Source organism: Blautia hominis (assembly GCA_002270465.1).
GTDB lineage: Bacteria > Bacillota > Clostridia > Lachnospirales > Lachnospiraceae > Blautia > Blautia hominis.
This window is the reverse complement of record NQOF01000011.1, coordinates 11826-30591: the sequence shown is the minus strand read 5'-3', so window position 1 is coordinate 30591 and position 18766 is coordinate 11826. Positions and strand designations below refer to the sequence as shown.

The following is an 18766-nucleotide window of genomic DNA, read 5'->3' as shown; positions in this document are numbered from 1 at the left end:
ACCGTAAGAAAGCGCCCCAAAAGCAATGCAAAAATCCCATCGCCAAAGGCGATTTAGCATGGATTTTTGACTGCAACTGTGAGGGGACTGAATAGTTACAAGAAAACGAGTTGAAGGAGGGATGAGAGTATGGCAGTAATGCAGATGCAGCGAGTCAGTATCTGCGCGCTGAAAAGGGACCGGAAAGCCATCCTGGAAAAGCTGCAGACCATGGGAGTCATGGAAATGACCCAGGTTTTGGACGATGAGTCAGGCTTTGAAAAGATGGATACCCAGGGAGCCAGAAACACTTTTGAGAAGAAAGCGAATCTGGCAGACTTAGCACTGGATATCCTGCAGGAATATGCACCGGAGAAAAAATCCCTGCTGTCCAGTCTGGAAGGAAAAAAACTGATTGAAAAAGAAGCTTACAACCAGGTAGCGGTTAGAAAAGAAGAAATGATGGACATTGCTTCGAGAATAACCGGCTGGCAGAAAGAAATCGCAGAGTGCCGTGCGAATATCCAGAAAATGGAGAACCAGATAGAAGCACTGGCTCCATGGATGAGTCTGGATGTGCCTATGAATTTTGAGGGCACAGGTTCTACCAGGGCACTCATCGGTGCCATTTCGGGAGAAATGACACTGGAAGCGGTTTACAGCCTGATCGCGGAGTATGCTCCCGAGGCTGAAGGCGTGGATGTGACAGTCCTTTCTGCGGACAGAGATTCCACTTATATTGTTGCATTGTGTCTGAAAAAGGACGCGCAGCAGGTGGAGGATGCGCTGCGGCAGGGCGGCTTTGCTAAGCCATCTCAGATCGTGGATGAAGTTCCGGCGGTCGAAAAAGAAAATTTGGAGGCAGAAATCGGTGCTGTCCAAAAACAAATTGATACTTGTCAGAAGCATATTGTTGAATATGGAGACAAGCGCGCAGACCTGCGTTTGATATCTGACTATTTCCGTACCAGAGCAGAGAAATATGAACTCCTGGGACATATTCCACAGTCTTCCAGGACCTTTTTTGTAAGTGGGTATATACCCCAGAAGGCAGTTCCCGCAGTGAAAAAGGCAATGGAGGAAGGCTATGATCTGGTCTTTGACGTGGAGGAGATACAGGAAGATGAGGAAGCACCTGTGCTTCTGAGCAACAATCCATTTTCCCAGTCCGTGGAGGGTGTTTTGGAATCTTACGGTCTTCCCAAAAAAGGCGAGGTAGACCCAACGACGATCATGTCGTTTTTCTATGTGTTTTTCTTCGGTCTTATGTTGTCTGATGCGGCATACGGGCTGATCATTTTCCTGGCATGTTTTATTGTATTGAAAAAATATCCGCGCATGGGCCAGGGCATGCACAAGGCACTGAAGATGTTTATGTACTGTGGACTTTCCACATTGGTATGGGGCGTACTCTTCGGAGGATATTTCGGAGATGCTGTGGATGTGATCGCGAAAACGTTCTTCCACGTGAATGTTCCGGATGGCGGACTGATCAAGGCTGCCTGGTTCGTTCCGCTGAATGACCCTATGCGTCTTCTGCTGTATGCAATGCTGTTTGGTGTGATCCATCTGTTTATGGGACTTGCCTTAAAGGGATACATGCATCTGAAAGAAAAACAATATATGGATTTCTTCTGCGATGTTATTATCTGGTATGTATTTTTGATCGGTTTGATCATGATGCTGCTTCCCAGCAGTATCTTTGCATCAATCTCCCAGCTTCCGGAAGGAACCTTCCCGCCGGCAGTTTCACAGATTGGAAAAGTGCTGGCGATCGCAGGTGCTGTAGGTCTGCTCCTTATGTCAGGCCGTGCCAATAAGAACATCGCACTGCGTCTGGCGCTGGGTGCGTATGATATATACAATGTAACAGGATGGCTGAGTGATGTATTATCCTATTCCCGTCTGCTGGCCCTGGGCCTTGCAACAGGTGTTATCGCCTCTGTAGTAAATCAGATGGCAAGTATGCTGGGGGATGGCTTTATCGCTGCCATTGGTTTTATCGTGATCTTTATTGTCGGACATTCACTGAATCTGGCGATCAATCTTTTGGGCGCATACGTGCATACAAACCGTTTACAGTTTGTCGAGTTCTTCGGCAAGTTTTATGAGGGTGGAGGAAGACCTTTCAACCCGTTTAAATTAACTACGAAATATGTAGATGTTAAGGAGGAAACTTATTTATGAGTCAGTTAGGAATTGTTTACGCATTACTTGGTGCAGCATTAGCAGTATTATTAGCAGGTGCAGGTTCATCTATTGGTGTAGGTATTGCCGGTCAGGCAGCCGCAGGTGTTGTTACGGAAGATCCAAGCAAATTTGCAAAGGTTCTGATCATGCAGCTTCTGCCCGGTACACAGGGTATCTATGGTCTGCTGGTTGGTTTCATCACACTTTCCAAGATCGGTCTGTTAGGCGGCGGTATGTTAGACCTGACACCACAGCAGGGCTTACTGGTATTAGCAGCTTGTCTGCCGATCGGTATCGTTGGTCTGATCTCCGGTAAATATCAGGGAATGACATCTGCAGCAGCTATCGGCATCGTTGCCAAGAAACCGGAACAGTTCGGTAAAGCTATGCTCTTCCCAGCCATGGTTGAGACCTATGCAATCCTTGCTCTGCTGATTTCCATTCTTTCCGTAACGAACCTTTCCTTCTGATCATAAAAGGAGGGCAGTCCCTGCATGGGGACAGATATTACAGGACAGAATAGAAATAGTAAAGGAGAGCTAAAGAATGACTGGATTAGAAAAAATGAAAAGCCAGATTCTGGATGAAGCAAAAAGCTCCGCTAATGATATCATCGACCGGGCGCAGAAAAGCGCAGAAGCAGTAAAACAGGAGATGAAAAAAAAGGCGGAAGCAGAATGCGGACGTATCTCCAAAAAAGCGGATGCTGATGTTGAAAATATTAAGGAACGCGCACTTTCCTCCTGTGATCTGCAGAAAAGAAAAGCGCTTCTGGAAGCAAAGCAGGAAGTAATTTCCGAAGTATTGGAAAGAGCCTATAACACACTGCTTTCTGCAGATGACGAGACATATTTCAACATGCTTCGCAAAATGCTGGACAAATTCGTTCTGGCTCAGGAAGGGGAAATTTGTTTCTCACCTGAAGATTTGAAGAGAATGCCGCAGGGCTTTGAAAAAGAAATTTCAGGCATAGCCGAGAAAAAGGGCGGAAAACTGGTTCTTTCCAAAGAACACAGAAATATCCGCGGCGGCTTTGTCCTTATATATGGTGGAATCGAGGAAAACTGTACCTTTAAGGCCATGTTTGATTCCAAGAGAGGTGAACTTTCCGATAAAGTTCATGCATTATTATTTTCGTAAGCGATAACCGCAAGAAGGAGGAATTATCTTGATTGATACAAAATATACCTATGCGGTTGCGCGAATCCGTGCGCTTGAGACGGCGTTATTCACTTCTGCCACTCTTGACCAGCTCATGGCCTGCCAGACAGAGGAGCAGTGCCTGCAGCTTATACAGGAAAAGGGTTGGGGCGGCGCGGATACGCCGGTGAATGCAGAGGCAATATTAACCAGGGAGCAGGAAAAGATATGGGAAAATATTAAAGACCTGGGTGTTGATATGTCCGTTTTTGATGTACTTTCCTACCCGAATATGTTCCACAATCTGAAGGCAGCCATCAAGGATGTATGTACGGAGGAGAACGGCAGGGCCATGAACATCTATTATGATGACACTGCCATTTCACCGGAAGAGATGCTGGAGATCGTGAGGAGCAAGGATTTTTCCAGACTTCCCAAATATATGGCCGGTGCTGCGAAAGAGGCCTACGAGACACTGCTTCACACAAGGGACGGACAGCTCTGTGATGTTATTGTGGACAAGGCAGCCCTGGAAGCCATCTATGCAGCAGGCAGGGAAGCGAAGGACAGCATTATCAAGGATTATGCGGAGTCTACCGTTGCCATAGCAGATATTAAGATCGCTGTGCGTTCACAGAAAACCGCAAAAAACATGGACTTTATGAAGCGTGCCATGGTGGAATGCGAATCCTTAAGTGTGGCACAGCTTTCCAAAGCAGCAGTAAGCGGCATTGATGCCATTGTGGAATATTTGTCAGGCACTGCTTATGCAGAGGGCGGAAAAGCCATTGCAGAGTCTATGTCCGCATTTGAACGCTGGTGCGACAACCGTATGATGGAGACCATGCAGCCTCAGAAATATCAGTCATTTTCAGTGGGACCTCTGGTTGCCTATGTGCTTGCCAGGGAGAACGAGATTAAAACGGTACGAATCATTTTGTCCGGCAAACGCAGCGGGCTTTCGGATGATTCCATCCGGGAAAGGGTAAGGGAAATGTATGTTTAAGATTGCAGTTGTGGGCGATTACGACAGTATTTACGGGTTTGCTACACTGGGTCTGGATACCTTCCCGGTAACATCCCGAAAAGAAGCTGAAGAAAAACTGGAACATCTGGCAGCAAGCAAATATGGGATAATCTATATCACAGAAGCGCTGGCTGCAGAGTGTAAAAAGACGATTGATAAATTTCAGGAACAGCTCCTTCCTGCAATTATCCTGATACCCGGTGTTTTCGGAAATACCGGTGAAGGTGTGCAGGGAGTTAAATTATCCGTGGAGAAGGCTGTTGGATCGGATATTCTTTTCAGCAATAATTAAAAGGTCCGGTTAGCGGCAGCGCCGCAGTTACCGGAATTTTGGTGGCGAAATGTCACAGATACGAACTAATTTAGAAAGCAGGTGATTCGTTCCGATGAGCAAAGGTACGATTAAAAAAGTTGCAGGACCGCTGGTTATCGCGGAGGGCATGAGGGACTCAAACATGTTCGACGTTGTCCGTGTTAGTAATCAGCGTCTGATTGGTGAGATCATCGAGATGCACGGTGACGAAGCCAGTGTTCAGGTATACGAGGAGACATCAGGACTGGGGCCGGGAGAACCGGTTGAATCCATGAATGCGCCTCTTTCCGTAGAACTTGGACCGGGTCTTATCACAAGTATCTATGATGGTATCCAGCGTCCGCTGGATGAGATCATGAAGGTTTCCGGCACCAACTTAAAGCGTGGTGTTGAGGTTCCTTCTCTGAAGAGAGATAAGAAATGGAATTTCGTTCCTACTGTTAAAGTTGGTGACGAGGTACAGAACGGCGATATTATCGGTACCGTACAGGAGACCATCGTCGTGAACCATAAGATCATGGTTCCTTACGGGATCAATGGTAAGGTAAAAGAGATCAAAGCCGGTGAATTTACGGTGGAAGACGTTGTTGCTGTTATTGAAACAAAAGACGGTGACAAAGAAGTGGGAATGATGCAGACATGGCCGGTTCGTAAAGGCCGTCCTTATCTGAAAAAACTGCCGCCGGAAATGCCCCTGGTAACAGGACAGCGAGTAGTGGATACGTTCTTCCCTATCGCAAAAGGCGGTGTGGCAGCCGTTCCGGGACCTTTCGGAAGCGGTAAGACAGTTATCCAGCATCAGCTTGCAAAATGGGCTGAGGCCGACATCGTGGTTTATATCGGATGCGGCGAGCGTGGAAACGAGATGACAGACGTTCTGAACGAGTTCCCTGAACTGAAAGACCCGAAAACAGGACAGTCCTTGATGGAACGTACCGTTCTGATCGCAAATACCTCTGATATGCCTGTTGCGGCACGTGAGGCTTCTATTTATACAGGTATCACCATTGCAGAATATTTCCGTGATATGGGTTATTCCGTAGCTCTGATGGCAGACTCCACATCACGTTGGGCAGAGGCACTTAGAGAGATGTCAGGACGTCTGGAAGAGATGCCCGGTGAGGAAGGTTACCCTGCATACCTGGGTTCCCGTCTGGCGCAGTTCTACGAGAGAGCCGGACATGTGGTTTCTCTGGGAAGCGACCAGAGAGAGGGTGCACTTTCCGTTATCGGAGCCGTATCCCCTCCGGGTGGTGATATTTCCGAGCCTGTATCCCAGGCAACCCTTCGTATCGTTAAGGTGTTCTGGGGACTGGATTCCGCACTGGCATACAAACGTCATTTCCCGGCGATCAACTGGCTGACCAGCTATTCCCTGTATGTGGATAACATGGCTGACTGGTTTGACGATAATGTGGCTGCAGACTGGATGGAGAACCGCCAGAAGCTCATGAGTCTTCTGCAGGATGAGGCGGAACTGGAAGAGATCGTTAAGATGGTTGGTATGGATGCCCTCTCAGCTTCTGACAGGCTGAAAATGGAGGCTGCCCGTTCCATCCGTGAGGACTTCCTGCATCAGAACTCTTTCCATGAGGTGGACACCTACAGTTCACTGAAGAAACAGCATCTGATGATGAAGCTGGTTCTGGCTTTCTATGAGCAGGCCAAGGAGGCACTGGAAAAAGGTGCGAATATCCAGGGTCTGATCAAAATGGAAGTACGTGAGAAGATCGGCCGTTTTAAATATGTGACTGAGGACAAACTGGACAAAGAATATTATGCAGTTTTAAAAGAGCTTGCTGCTGATATTGCCAATGTATTTGGGAAGGAGGACTTCTAATGCCGAAAGAGTATAGAACCATACAGGAAGTTGCCGGCCCTCTGATGTTGGTGCGCGGTGTTGAAAATGTACATTTTGATGAATTAGGTGAGATCGAGCTGGCAAGCGGTGAGACACGCCGCTGCCGTGTACTAGAGATCAACGGAAGTGATGCCCTGGTACAGCTTTTCGAGAGTTCTACAGGTATCAACCTGTCTGACAGTAAGGTGCGTTTCCTGGGACGAAGCATGGAGCTTGGGGTATCTGAGGATATGCTGGGCCGTGTATTCGACGGTATGGGACGTCCTATAGATGAAGGTCCGGAGATCCTTCCGGATGAGAGACGTGATATCAATGGTCTGCCTATGAACCCGGCTGCCAGGATGTACCCGGAAGAGTTCATTCAGACCGGTGTATCTGCCATTGATGGTCTGAACACACTGGTTCGTGGCCAGAAGCTGCCGATTTTCTCCGCATCAGGTCTTCCTCATGCGCAGCTGGCAGCACAGATTGCGAGACAGGCTAAGGTTCGCGGTACGGGTGAGAACTTCGCCGTTGTATTTGCCGCTTTAGGTATTACCTTTGAGGAGTCAAACTTCTTTATTGAAAGCTTTAAAGAGACAGGAGCCATTGACAGAACAGTTCTGTTCATCAACCTGGCAAATGACCCGGCTGTTGAGCGTATCGCAACGCCTAAGATGGCCCTCACCGCAGCAGAATATCTTGCATTTGAAAAGGATATGCATGTACTGGTAATCCTTACCGATATCACAAACTACGCAGATGCACTGCGTGAGGTTTCCGCAGCCCGTAAAGAGGTTCCGGGACGCCGTGGATATCCGGGTTACATGTACACAGACCTGGCAACCATGTATGAAAGAGCAGGACGTAAGAAAGGAAGTAATGGTTCCATTACCATGATCCCGATCCTGACCATGCCTGAGGATGATAAAACCCATCCGATCCCTGACCTTACCGGATATATCACTGAGGGTCAGATCATCCTGAGCCGTGAGCTTTACAGAAAGGGTGTAACACCGCCGATTGATGTTCTGCCGTCTCTGTCACGACTGAAAGATAAAGGTATCGGTGAAGGCAAGACACGTGCTGACCATGCAAACACCATGAACCAGTTATTCGCTGCTTATGCCCGTGGTAAAGAGGCAAAAGAGCTGATGACGATCCTCGGTGAGGCGGCGCTTTCTGATATTGACCTTATCTATGCTAAATTCGCGGACGCTTTTGAGGCAGAGTATGTTTCACAGGGCTATACCACAAACCGCGATATTGAGGAGACACTGCGTATCGGCTGGAAGCTGCTCTCCATACTGCCGAGGAGCGAGCTGAAACGTATTGATGATAAATTCCTTGATGAATATTACGGTAAACAATAATGCCGGCGGGACAGCAGGACAAAATATCCTGCTGTTCCATCAGAAAATGCATAGAAAGAGGTGATTGTCTTGGCATCTACCCAGGTGAATCCTACCAGAATGGAGCTTACCAAGCAGAAGAAAAAGCTGGTTACCGCCGTCAAGGGCCACAAGCTTTTGAAGGACAAACGTGACGAGCTTATGCGTCAGTTCCTGGATCTGGCAAGAGAAAATATGGCTCTGCGCCTGAAAGTGGAAGAGGGTATTAAAGAGGCTAACAAGAACTTCGTGATCGCAAAAGCCGGCATGTCCGAACAGACCTTGAACACAGCGCTGATGGCACCAAAACAAGAGGTGTATCTGGATGCGGGCAAGAAGAATGTCATGAGTGTTGACATTCCTGTCTTCCAGTCCCAGACCAGGACCGCGGATGCAAATGACATCTATTCCTACGGTTTTGCCTTTACATCAGGTGACCTGGACGGCGCGGTGAAATCTCTGGCAGATATCCTGCCGGATATGCTGAAGCTTGCGGAGATAGAGAAGTCCTGCCAGCTTATGGCTTCCGAGATTGAGAAGACCCGACGCAGAGTAAACGCTCTGGAACATGTTATCATTCCGGAGACGCAGGAAAATATTAAGTATATTACCATGAAGTTGGACGAGAGCGAGAGAAGTACACAGATCCGTCTGATGAAAGTAAAAGATATGATGCTTGAAGAAGCGCATCATTATAAGGAAAAGGACAGAGAACGCGCATACAGCGCGGGCTGATATGTCTGATGGAAGAATCCTATTTTCCAGAAGCACTGACAGGTTGTCAGTCCGCTGGAAGATAGGATTTTTTTAGAAAGAATCCCGATACTGCCTGGGAGTCATGCCTGTGTATTTTTTAAACACGGAAATATAATGACTCTGACTGGAAAAGGCCAGTATCATGCTGATTTCAGAAATAGAATACTGAAAAACAGTCAGCAGAGACTTGGATGTCTCCACACGCTTCCGGTTCAGGTATTCCATAGGGCTTATAGCCATTTCCTGGCGGAACAGATGGGAGAAACGGTCTTTGCTCAATCCCGCTGCATGGGCAATGTCGGAGAGGCATATTTTTTCCTGCTGATGGTCATTTATGAAATTCACGGCTCTGCGTATGGCCGGAGAATGGGTGGTGATACCTTTTGCCTTTGCCGCTGCAGCCGTGAATTCACAGGTGGCCTGGTCACGCAGAGTAAGAAGGCGTGTGATGGAAGTGCATTTTTCAGAAGCTTGGATAAAGCTGTCGCTCATTGCATAGGCTATATCTTCCTCCGCGCTGCCTTCAATAGCGGCCCTGGTGATCTGGGTAATGTGGGCAATGAAAAGATTCTGCGCGTGCCGCAGGGGATCTGCAGAGAGAATTCCCGGTTTACCTGTAAGGCTTAATTCGTTCATACATTCTTTGGCACGTATAAGGTCTCCTGCACGCACGGCGTCCAGGAGATTTTTTTCGTAGGAATAAGGTGTGTGAAACGCGGAGGATTCTCTTCTATGAAAGAGTGTCTTTTGCACAGCAGCAGGTATAGGTGCGGGAGTGATCAGGTCATTTGCCTCCATAATATCCTCCGCATTGATTCGTTCCCGGTAGAATAAGCTGCAGGCCAGGGAAAGATAATTATAAAAGTATTCCTGCTCCATAACAGGCAGCGCTGACATTAGCGTGTAACGGCTGCCCGGAGACAGTGCGCACAGCCCCGGGAAAGCCTGTTTCAATTCCCTGTCGGAAAGCCGGGAAAAGAGACAGGGACCAAAGTGAAGAGAAAAACAACCGTCAGCCGGGGGAAGAGAGAGTCCGGCACTGTAATACGCGCTGTTTTCCATGAAGAGAACAGGCAGCGGGGCCGTACCTTTTCGGGGCAGTTTCTTGGGCATGCGGGGAAGGGGGAATAAGTCCATACCTTCAAGCCGGGGATAGGTGAAGCATATGCTGCCGTCCGGTGCCTGGCAGAAGACAGGTATCTGTGTCAAGTGATAAAGCAGGCGGCAGTTATGGCGGATGGTTTGCATATCCATGTGGTGTTCCTCCAGAGATCATATAAGCTTATTTAAGTATAACAGAAATGAGAATTTGTGACAATAATATGATAAAAACAGCAGGATTATGATATTCATTCGGGCGTTTGCGTGGTATTTTAATGATATACCTCATCATGCGGCACAACGGTAAAAAAGCATGGTGCATTTATGCAAAGGAGCGGATAAATATGAAGCGAGATGTTAAAGCAATTGTAAAACAAATGACTCTGGAAGAGAAAGCAGGCATGTGTTCCGGTAAGGATTTCTGGCATTTGAAAAGTGTGGAAAGGCTGGGTATCCCTGAGGTGATGGTCAGCGACGGACCTCACGGACTTAGAAAACAGGATAAAGAAGCAGACCATCTTGGTGCAAATGAGAGTATCAAAGCAGTATGTTTTCCTACTGCCTGTGCTACCGCCTGCTCTTTTGACAGAGAGCTGCTGGAAACTTTGGGGGAGACACTTGGTGAGGAATGCCAGGCAGAAAATCTGTCGGTGATCTTAGGGCCGGCAGTGAATATTAAGCGGTCTCCTCTGTGCGGAAGAAATTTTGAGTATTTTTCCGAAGACCCGTACCTGGCTTCCCAGATGGCTGCGGCACACATAAAGGGTGTGCAGTCTAAAAATGTGGGAACCTCCATCAAACATTTTGCCGCAAATAATCAGGAACACAGGAGAATGTCTTGTTCCTCTGAAATTGATGAGAGGACATTCCGGGAGATTTATCTGGCTGCATTTGAAACAGCAGTCAAGGAAAGCAGACCGGATACGGTGATGTGCTCTTATAATAAGATCAACGGCATCTTTGCGTCTGAGAATCACAGGCTGCTTACAGAAATCCTGAGAGACGAGTGGGGATTTGAAGGATATGTTATGTCTGACTGGGGTGCAGTCAATGACAGGGTAAAAGGACTGGAAGCAGGGCTTGACCTGGAGATGCCGGCAAGCGGCGGACATACGGATGCGGAGATCGTGGAAGCTGTGAGATCCGGTGAGCTTAAGGAAGAGGTTCTGGATACTGCAGTGGAAAGGATCCTGAACATTATCTTTAAATTCACGGATAACCGACAGCCCGGAAACTTCGATAGGGAGGAAGATCATAAACTGGCGGGAAAGATTGCCAGGGAATCCATGGTGCTGCTGAAAAATGACGGGATCCTGCCGCTGAAAGAGAATGGTCAGAAGATTGCATTTATCGGTAAATTTGCAGAGAAGCCCAGGTTCCAGGGCGGCGGAAGTTCACACATTAACTCGTTTAAGGTGACCGGCGCACTGGAGGCTGTGAAGAAATATGCGGATGTGTCCTATGCCCAGGGATATGATGTGAAAGAAGATAAGGCAGATGAAGCCATGCTTGCAGAGGCTGTTGCAGCAGCAGAGAATGCGGATATAGCTGTGATATTTGCAGGGCTTCCCGATGCGTTTGAATCGGAGGGGTATGATCGGGAGCATATGAGAATGCCGGAATGCCAGAACAGACTGATCGCTGAGATCGTAAAGGTACAGCCCAATACCGTGGTGGTCCTTCACAATGGTTCTCCTGTGGAAATGCCCTGGGCGGATGATGTGAAGGGCATCCTGGAATCCTACCTGTGCGGACAGGCAGTGGGAGAGGCTCAGGTGGATCTTCTTTTCGGCAGGGCAAATCCGTGCGGTAAGCTGGCAGAGACCATTCCGTATAAACTGTGTGATAATCCTTCCTATCTGAATTTCCCCGGAGATGGGAAGACCGTGGAGTACAGGGAAGGCGTATTTGTTGGGTACCGCTATTATGATACAAAGGAAATGCCTGTTCGCTATCCCTTTGGTTATGGCCTGAGTTATACTACCTTTGCCTACAGTGATCTGAAGCTCTCCGCAAAAGAAATAAAGGATACGGACAGGCTGACCGTTTCCCTTAAAGTTAAAAATACGGGGGACATGGCAGGCAGGGAAATTGTGCAGCTCTATGTGGCGGATAAGACAGGGGTTGTGAGCAGACCGGTGAAAGAACTGAAGAATTTTGCCAAAGTGGAGCTGGAACCGGGCGAGGAAAAGACAGTTATAATGGAGCTGGATAAGAGAAGTTTTGCGTGGTATAATACAGAAATTTCAGACTGGTATGCAGCTACCGGGACATATGAGATCCTTGTGGGAAGTTCATCCAGGGACATCCATTTAAGGGATGCGGTACAGCTTGTCTCCACAACAGAAATTCCCGTAACGATCCATATGAATACCACAGTCGCAGAACTGTTGGCAGAGCCTAAAGCGAAAGAAATCATGAGTGGGCTGTTGAAAACCATGATGGAAAATATCGGGGCAGGAGATGATGGGGAAAGTGCAGCCAGTGAAGCCATTTCTCCGGAAATGTCTCTTAAAATGATGGAGAACTCACCGCTTAGGACATTCAGAAGTTTTGCGGGGGTCAGTACACGGGAAGTACAGGAACTCATAGCAAAACTCCAGGCAGCAGTGGATGGGAAATAGAGGAATATAGCGCGGGGCCTGGCTGCTTGAAAGCGGGTCTGCGGACTTATTCATGGAATGATTGAAAAAGTACATTTTTGGTAACTATTCAGTAGGTCTGCGCATTCACTGCGCTGACCGTATGAAAAAGTAGTGCCGGCAGGCATCCAGCCCATCGCGAAGCGTTTTTTACGGCTGGATGCGTAATGGTTCAGCTTGTCTGAACTGTTACATATTTTTAACGGACAGGCGGGAAAGTATATTCCCGGCTGTCCGTTTGTGGTATAATTGAGGAAAAATAACCCGAGACTGAACGGATGAGGAGGTATTTATATGTTTAGATGGGGAATTATGGGCGGCGGTTTTATATCATCCCAGTTTGCCAGGGGGCTGGAGGAAGCGGCAGATATGCAGGTGGAAGTGTTGGCATCCAGGTCCGGAAGGAATGATTACGGGATAAAGGCAAAGAAATACTGCTGTTCTTATGAAGAGCTGGTAGATGATAAAGAGGTGGATGCAGTGTATGTAGGGACAATCCACCCTCAGCATCTTTCGTGTGTAAAGGCCTGCCTGAAGGCTGGGAAACCTGTATTGTGCGAGAAGCCGGTGACTATGAACGCCAGGGAACTGGAAGAGATCCTTCATTTGGCCAAGGAGAACCAAACCTTTTTTATGGAAGCTATGTGGACCAGGTTCATTCCTGCCATGCGGGGGCTTAGAAAGGAAATACAGGCTGGTGTGTACGGGAAAGTACATAATATGCATTTTACATTTGGCGGGCCTGCCAAACCGGAGACAAGGCGTCTGTTTGAGGCAGGACTTGGGGGCGGAGCACTTCTTGATGTGGGAGTCTACGGTGTGAGTGTTGCACAGTATCTTCTGGGAGAGGCGCCGGATGTAATACATGCATGGTCTGAAAAAAATGAGGAGACAGTGGATTTAAATACATGCATTCAGATGACTTATCCATGCGGATGCCTGGCGGATATGGTATTTTCCATCAATAGAAAAGTGGACAACAGGGCAGTGATCATCACGGATAAGGCAGAACTTGAAATACCGTATTTCTGGCGTCCGAATACCGTATATTTGTTTGAACCAAATGAAGATTTCCGTACGGATACGCTGAAAGAAAAAAGAGTTGTGGAAGTGGCGGGGAACGGATACCATTATGAGGCTTTGGAGGTACAGAAGATGCTTAAGGAGGGCAGGATGGAGAGTCCGGTCATGCCCTGGGAAGAGAGTCTTCAGATCATGAAAGAACTGGATGAGATCAGAAGGATCTGCGGGATCCGTTATCCGCAGGACGCTGGGTGATAAGAGAAGAGGGAGTAGAGGCAGGATGTCAAAGGAGAGACAGGAATTTTTGATCGGCACGTATACGGAGACCGTTATATTTGGTGATGGAAGCCGTTTTGCAGGTAATGGTCAGGGTATATATTGGGCAGATATAGATATGGTATCCGGTAAAATAAGGCTGAAACAGATCATAGAGGGGATAAAAAACCCCTCTTATGTCTGCGCAGATAAAGCCGGAAAGAGAATCTATGCGGTCAGTGAGCTGGAGGAGTATGAAGGGCATAAAAGCGGGGCTGTGAGTGTCTATGAGGTGGGGGAGGATGGTTCAGTGAAGCTGCTGGACAGGAAACCTTCCATGGGAACAAATCCCTGTCATCTGTATCTGGATGAGACAGAGGGGATATTGTACATCAGTAATTATGGAAGCGGTTCTGCCTGTGCTTACAGGATCGGTCAGGAGGGGCGCTTTCAGGAGCCTGCCATGGTGATCCAGCATCAAGGGCATTCCGTGGATGAAGAACGGCAGGAGGGGCCGCATGTGCATTCTATTCATCCATGCCGGTTTGGAAAAGGAGTGCTGGTGTGTGATCTGGGACTGGATAGGATCAGTCGCTGTGTGGTCAGGGAGCAGGATGGCCGGTGGCTCTTTACAGAGGAGGAAAGCTGGATGACAATGCCCGGATACGGCCCGAGGATGTTGGTTTATCATCCCTCTCTGCCCATATTCTATGTGGTGCAGGAGATGGGGAACAGGGTTCTTGTATATGAGTATGGAAATGGTACACCGCAGCAGGTACAGGATGTTTCCAGTCTTGTGACCGAAGACAGAGGGATTTTTAATACGGCTGCCGAAATACGCATCCATTCCTCGGGGACAAGGCTTTATGTTTCCAACAGAGGCGCTGACTGTATTACGGTATATGATGTGGACGGGGCAGGAAGGATTGCGCCAAACAGCAGTATACCTTCCGGTGGGAAGACGCCCCGGTGCTTTGCTGCGGCTGAAGATACAGAGTCAGGGAATACATTTCTGGTGATCGCAAACCAGGATTCTGATCAGCTTCTATCTGTGAAGCACACGGACTGCCATATGGCGGAAACGGAGGATGAACTGCAGGTGGGAAGCCCTGTCTGTGTCTGGTTATTATAAAAGGATCAAGAGCTGTGAGCTGCCGGGTCTTTAGGCGGCTTTCAGGTTAAAATAGGAGGTTAGGCGGCAGATTTCCGCCTTGGAAAGAAGAGTAAGATGAAGAAGTCATATGAGATAGATATGTGCAGCGGGCCGCTTTGGGGGAAGCTTCTGCTGTTTTCCGTGCCGCTTATCTTATCAGGTATTCTGCAGCTTTTATTTAATGCTGCAGATATTGTGGTGGTGGGAAGGTTTTCAGGAAACCATGCGCTTGCAGCAGTGGGGTCTACCAGTTCCCTGATACAGCTTTTTGTCAATGTATTTATTGGATGCTCTATTGGGACAAATGTTTTAGTGGGGCGTTTTTATGGGGCAAAGGATGCTAAGAATGTCAGTGAGACTGTGCACACGTCCATTTTATTCAGTATTGTATGCGGTTGTATCCTTATTTTTCTGGGAGTGGCATTTGCAAGACCCATGCTGGAATGGATGGCAACACCCCCGGAAGTGTTGGGGCAGGCAGTGCTTTATATGAGGATTTTCTTTGTGGGTATGCCGGCTATGATGCTCTATAATTTTGGAGCGGCGGTGTTGAGAGCTACGGGAGATACCCAGAGGCCGCTGTATTATCTGCTGCTGGCTGGGGTTATCAATGTGGTGCTGAACCTGTTTTTTGTGATCGTGTGCGGACTGGGTGTGGCGGGGGTAGCGCTGGCTACGATCATTTCCCAAGCAGTGTCAGCACTTCTCGTACTGCGCTGTCTTATGCATACGGAGGGCATGTGCAGGCTGGAGCTGAAGAAGCTGAAATTGCACAGGGACAAGCTGAAGCACATTGTGCGCATTGGGCTTCCGGCCGGGATGCAGAGCGCCATATTTTCCATATCAAATGTACTGATCCAGTCATCCGTTAATTCATTCGGTGCCATTGCCATGGCCGGAAATACAGCGGCATCCAATCTGGAAGGGTTTGTTTATACTTCCATGAATGCCATCTATCAGGCGACTTTAAGTTTTACCAGCCAGAATATGGGGGCAGGGAATCAGAAGCGGATCGATCAGATCCTGTGGAGGTGCCTGGTGCTGGTGACGGTCATCGGTGGTATTTTCGGATGTCTTATGGTATTGTTTTCACCCCATCTGCTGGGAATCTATTCCTCGGATGCGGAGGTGATCGCATATGGGATACAGCGGCTTAAGATTATATGCCTTCCGTATTTTCTTTGCGGAATTATGGAGGTGCTGGTGGGGAGTCTGCGGGGCATGGGATATTCGGTTATGCCTATGCTGGTATCCCTGACCGGAGCCTGTGGACTTAGGATCGTATGGATCTTTACCGTATTTGCCTGGCAGCACAGCCTATTTGTTTTGTATCTGTCGTATCCCATAACCTGGGTGATCACTGCGGCAGCACATTTGGTATGCTGGTGTAAGCTGCGGCAGATCATGAAAAAGCGTAAGTATTCAGTGCCGTAACAGATTGGTTGATTGCGGACATTTGGGAGGGCTGTGCACTTACTTTTCCTATTAGAATGTTCGGCAGACAGGCAGAGTTTGCAATTTGGAATGTTCGGGAGACAAGCAGAGTTTGCAATTTGGAATGATTGGCAGACAGACAGAGTTTGGGGTTTAGAATGATTGGCAGACAGGCAGAGTTTGCAGTTTAGAATGATTGGCAGACAGGTAGAGTTTGCAGTTTAGAATGATTGGCAGACAGGCAGAGTTTGCAGTTTAGAATAATCGGCAGACAGGCAGAGTTTGCAAATTGGAATGATCGGCAGACAGGCAGAGTTTGCAAATTGGAATGTTTGGCAGACAGGCAGAGTTTGCAGTTTAGAATGTTTGGCAGACAGGCAGAGTTTACAGTTTAGAATGTTCGGCAGACAGGTAACGTGTTATGGTAAAGACAGTTTTAGATGGTTTTTGTCTGTAACAGCGAAGGTAAGGAACAATTATGGCGCGCCAATTGGGAATGCCAGAAAGGAGTGGTCAGTATGGGAAGGTTTAAGATTGAGATAGGTGATATTACAACGTATCGTGTGGATGCCATTGCTAATGCGGCAAACTGTTCCCTTTTAGGGGGCGGTGGTGTTGACGGGGCTATCCACAGAGCTGCGGGACCGGAACTTTTGGAGGAATGCAGAGGGCTTGGAGGATGTGAGACAGGTCAGGCAAAGATAACAAAAGGGTATGGGCTGCCTGCTGAATATGTGCTTCATACACCGGGGCCTGTCTGGAGCGGCGGGGCTTTCGGGGAGCCGGAATTGCTGAAAAATTGTTATGAAAACTGCATCCGGTTAGCGCATGAACATGGGTGCAAGACCGTGGCATTTCCGTCTATCAGTACGGGGATTTACGGTTATCCTCTGGATCAGGCTGCCCGTATTGCGGTAAAGACCATTCGGGAAGGACTGGAAAAGTATCCCGATATAGAAGAGATCATTATGGTATGTTTTAGTGAGAGAGTGGAAAAGGCTTATAAAAAAGCAGATAACTATTGAGCACGCTGGATAGTTACAAAAGAAGATGCGTTGTGGAGAAAATAGACAGATAAACAGGCATCATGGATTAGACAGGAAAGGAATCTTGAAGAAATGAAAAAATGGAAAAATCTTTTAGCCGGACTGGTGGTTCTGGCGCTTCTTATGACCGGATGCAGTGCAGTGGGGCAGGCAGCAGGGAGTGGGCAAACGTCAGAGCGCAGTCAGGCAGCAGGGAATGGGCAAACGCCGGAGAGCAGCCAGGCAATGGACAGTGGGCAAACGTCAGAGAGCAGCCGAGCAGCAGGGAGCGGGCAAACGTCAGAGAGTAGTCAGGCAGCAGGGAGCGGGCAAACGTCAGAAAGCAGTCAGGCGGCAGATGTTGTACAGACAGAAGGCGATGGCCCGGCGACAGGCAGTGGACAGCTGACGGTGCATTATCTGGATGTAGGGCAGGGGAACGCAGCGCTTTTGGAGTCTGACGGACACTATATGCTCATAGACGGTGGGAACCGGAAAGCGTCCTCCTTTGTTGTAAGCTATCTGAAACGGCAGAATGTGGAGGCGCTGGACTATATACTGATCTCTCATTTTGATGAGGACCATTTGGCAGGGGCTATCGGTGCGCTTTACCAGTTTCCTGCGGGGAAAGTCATAACGGCTGATTATGAGACAGATTCTTCCATTTATAAGTCTTATCTGGAAGCTATGGATAAACAGGGGTATCAGGAGATACACCCGTCACAGGGGGATGTATTTACCCTCGGAAGTGCTTCCGTACGGATCATCTCCCCGGTTGCCTACGGACATGAGGATGAGAATGAGGATTCCGTGGGAGTCATAGTGGAAAATGGGGATAACCGTTTCTTTTTTGGAGGAGACATGGGGAAAACCGGTGAAAAAGAGGTGATGGAGTCCGGTGTGGATATTGGGGCAGATGTATTTTTGCTGAATCATCACGGTTCTTATCTGAGCAGTGGATTTCTGGAGCGTATTTCTCCATCCTGCGCGGTGATAAGCTGCGGAGACGGCAACAGTTACGGGCATCCCAGGCAGGATACCATAAAGCTGTTGGAGGACGCCGGGATTCCTGTATTCCGTACAGACAAGCAGGGGACAGTCATTCTCCACAGCGATGGAAAAACGATATCCTGGGAACAGGAGCCATGTAATGATTACTCGCCCGGCACAAGAACGGCGTCCGGTGATAAGGAGGAACCTTATGTGGAGGAAAATAACAGCGATGCGGAGCACTGTGACTATGTATTGAACACACATACGAAAAAAATCCACCTGCCTTCCTGCTCTTCTTTGAAGGGGATGAAGGAAGAAAATAAGGCTTATTATAAAGGCAGTAAAGACGAGCTTATGGATAACGGATATGAGGCATGCGGGAATTGTAAGCCATGAGCTTAAAATAAATCAAAAAGGTACAAACGAAACAGTTAATATGATTGGATTTCGTAACTATTCAGTAGGTCTGCGCATTCACTGCGCTGACCGTAAGAAAGTGTACCA

15 protein-coding genes are annotated in these 18766 nt (G+C 48.2%); 14 read left to right on the top strand and 1 reads right to left on the bottom strand.

Annotation, left to right across the window (positions count from 1 at the left end; genetic code table 11):
* Nucleotides 1–129: 129 nt before the first annotated feature.
* From CI595_RS24300 to CI595_RS24265, 8 genes are all read left to right on the top strand, one after another.
* A complete protein-coding gene (locus CI595_RS24300; protein WP_095176188.1) occupies nucleotides 130–2166 on the top strand; it encodes a V-type ATP synthase subunit I in 2037 nt (678 codons plus the stop codon).
* Entirely contained in the window at nucleotides 2163–2639 is a 477-nt protein-coding gene (locus CI595_RS24295; RefSeq protein ID WP_018593354.1) for a V-type ATP synthase subunit K, read from the top strand. Before CI595_RS24300 ends, CI595_RS24295 begins: the two co-directional genes overlap by 4 nt.
* A 76-nt stretch (nucleotides 2640–2715) precedes the next feature.
* Nucleotides 2716–3309 (top strand): V-type ATP synthase subunit E, encoded by a 594-nt coding sequence (locus CI595_RS24290; protein ID WP_095176187.1) that lies wholly within the window; start codon nucleotides 2716–2718, stop codon nucleotides 3307–3309.
* Between the two features lie 28 nt (nucleotides 3310–3337).
* Nucleotides 3338–4315: a V0D/AC39 family V-type ATPase subunit gene (locus CI595_RS24285; RefSeq protein WP_095176186.1), complete on the top strand. Its 978-nt coding sequence runs from the start codon at nucleotides 3338–3340 to the stop codon at nucleotides 4313–4315.
* Nucleotides 4308–4628 (top strand): V-type ATP synthase subunit F, encoded by a 321-nt coding sequence (locus CI595_RS24280; protein WP_095176185.1) that lies wholly within the window; start codon nucleotides 4308–4310, stop codon nucleotides 4626–4628. The genes CI595_RS24285 and CI595_RS24280 overlap by 8 nt, the downstream gene beginning before the upstream one ends.
* 94 nt (nucleotides 4629–4722) lie before the next feature.
* A complete protein-coding gene (locus CI595_RS24275) occupies nucleotides 4723–6489 on the top strand; it encodes a V-type ATP synthase subunit A (protein WP_095176184.1) in 1767 nt (588 codons plus the stop codon).
* A complete protein-coding gene (locus CI595_RS24270; protein WP_065544260.1) occupies nucleotides 6489–7862 on the top strand; it encodes a V-type ATP synthase subunit B in 1374 nt (457 codons plus the stop codon). Before CI595_RS24275 ends, CI595_RS24270 begins: the two co-directional genes overlap by 1 nt.
* A gap of 69 nt (nucleotides 7863–7931) precedes the next feature.
* On the top strand, nucleotides 7932–8615 hold the full coding sequence (locus CI595_RS24265) for a V-type ATP synthase subunit D (protein WP_095176183.1): 684 nt from the start codon (nucleotides 7932–7934) through the stop codon (nucleotides 8613–8615).
* A 72-nt stretch (nucleotides 8616–8687) separates the two neighbouring features.
* Here CI595_RS24265 and CI595_RS24260 read toward each other — a convergent pair whose 3' ends face one another.
* The gene (locus CI595_RS24260) at nucleotides 8688–9890 is read right to left on the bottom strand and encodes a helix-turn-helix domain-containing protein (protein ID WP_095176182.1); all 1203 of its coding nucleotides are present in this window, start codon (nucleotides 9888–9890) and stop codon (nucleotides 8688–8690) included.
* 191 nt (nucleotides 9891–10081) lie between these two features.
* Here CI595_RS24260 and CI595_RS24255 point away from each other — a divergent pair, with 191 nt between their 5' ends.
* The 6 genes from CI595_RS24255 (at nucleotide 10082) to CI595_RS24230 (ending at nucleotide 18658) form a co-directional block, all read left to right on the top strand.
* A complete protein-coding gene (locus CI595_RS24255) occupies nucleotides 10082–12361 on the top strand; it encodes a glycoside hydrolase family 3 C-terminal domain-containing protein (RefSeq protein ID WP_095176181.1) in 2280 nt (759 codons plus the stop codon).
* A gap of 312 nt (nucleotides 12362–12673) precedes the next feature.
* Nucleotides 12674–13657, top strand: a complete 984-nt coding sequence (locus CI595_RS24250) for a Gfo/Idh/MocA family protein (protein ID WP_095176180.1) — start codon at nucleotides 12674–12676, stop codon at nucleotides 13655–13657.
* Nucleotides 13658–13682: 25 nt separating this feature from the next.
* Nucleotides 13683–14789: a lactonase family protein gene (locus CI595_RS24245; RefSeq protein WP_162291966.1), complete on the top strand. Its 1107-nt coding sequence runs from the start codon at nucleotides 13683–13685 to the stop codon at nucleotides 14787–14789.
* A gap of 96 nt (nucleotides 14790–14885) precedes the next feature.
* Entirely contained in the window at nucleotides 14886–16244 is a 1359-nt protein-coding gene (locus CI595_RS24240; RefSeq protein ID WP_095176178.1) for an MATE family efflux transporter, read from the top strand.
* A 518-nt stretch (nucleotides 16245–16762) separates the two neighbouring features.
* Nucleotides 16763–17269 carry an O-acetyl-ADP-ribose deacetylase gene (locus tag CI595_RS24235; protein WP_095176177.1) on the top strand — a complete coding sequence of 169 codons (507 nt, stop codon included), beginning with the start codon at nucleotides 16763–16765 and terminating at the stop codon, nucleotides 17267–17269.
* 93 nt (nucleotides 17270–17362) lie between these two features.
* On the top strand, nucleotides 17363–18658 hold the full coding sequence (locus tag CI595_RS24230; protein WP_095176176.1) for a ComEC/Rec2 family competence protein: 1296 nt from the start codon (nucleotides 17363–17365) through the stop codon (nucleotides 18656–18658).
* Nucleotides 18659–18766: the final 108 nt, after the last annotated feature.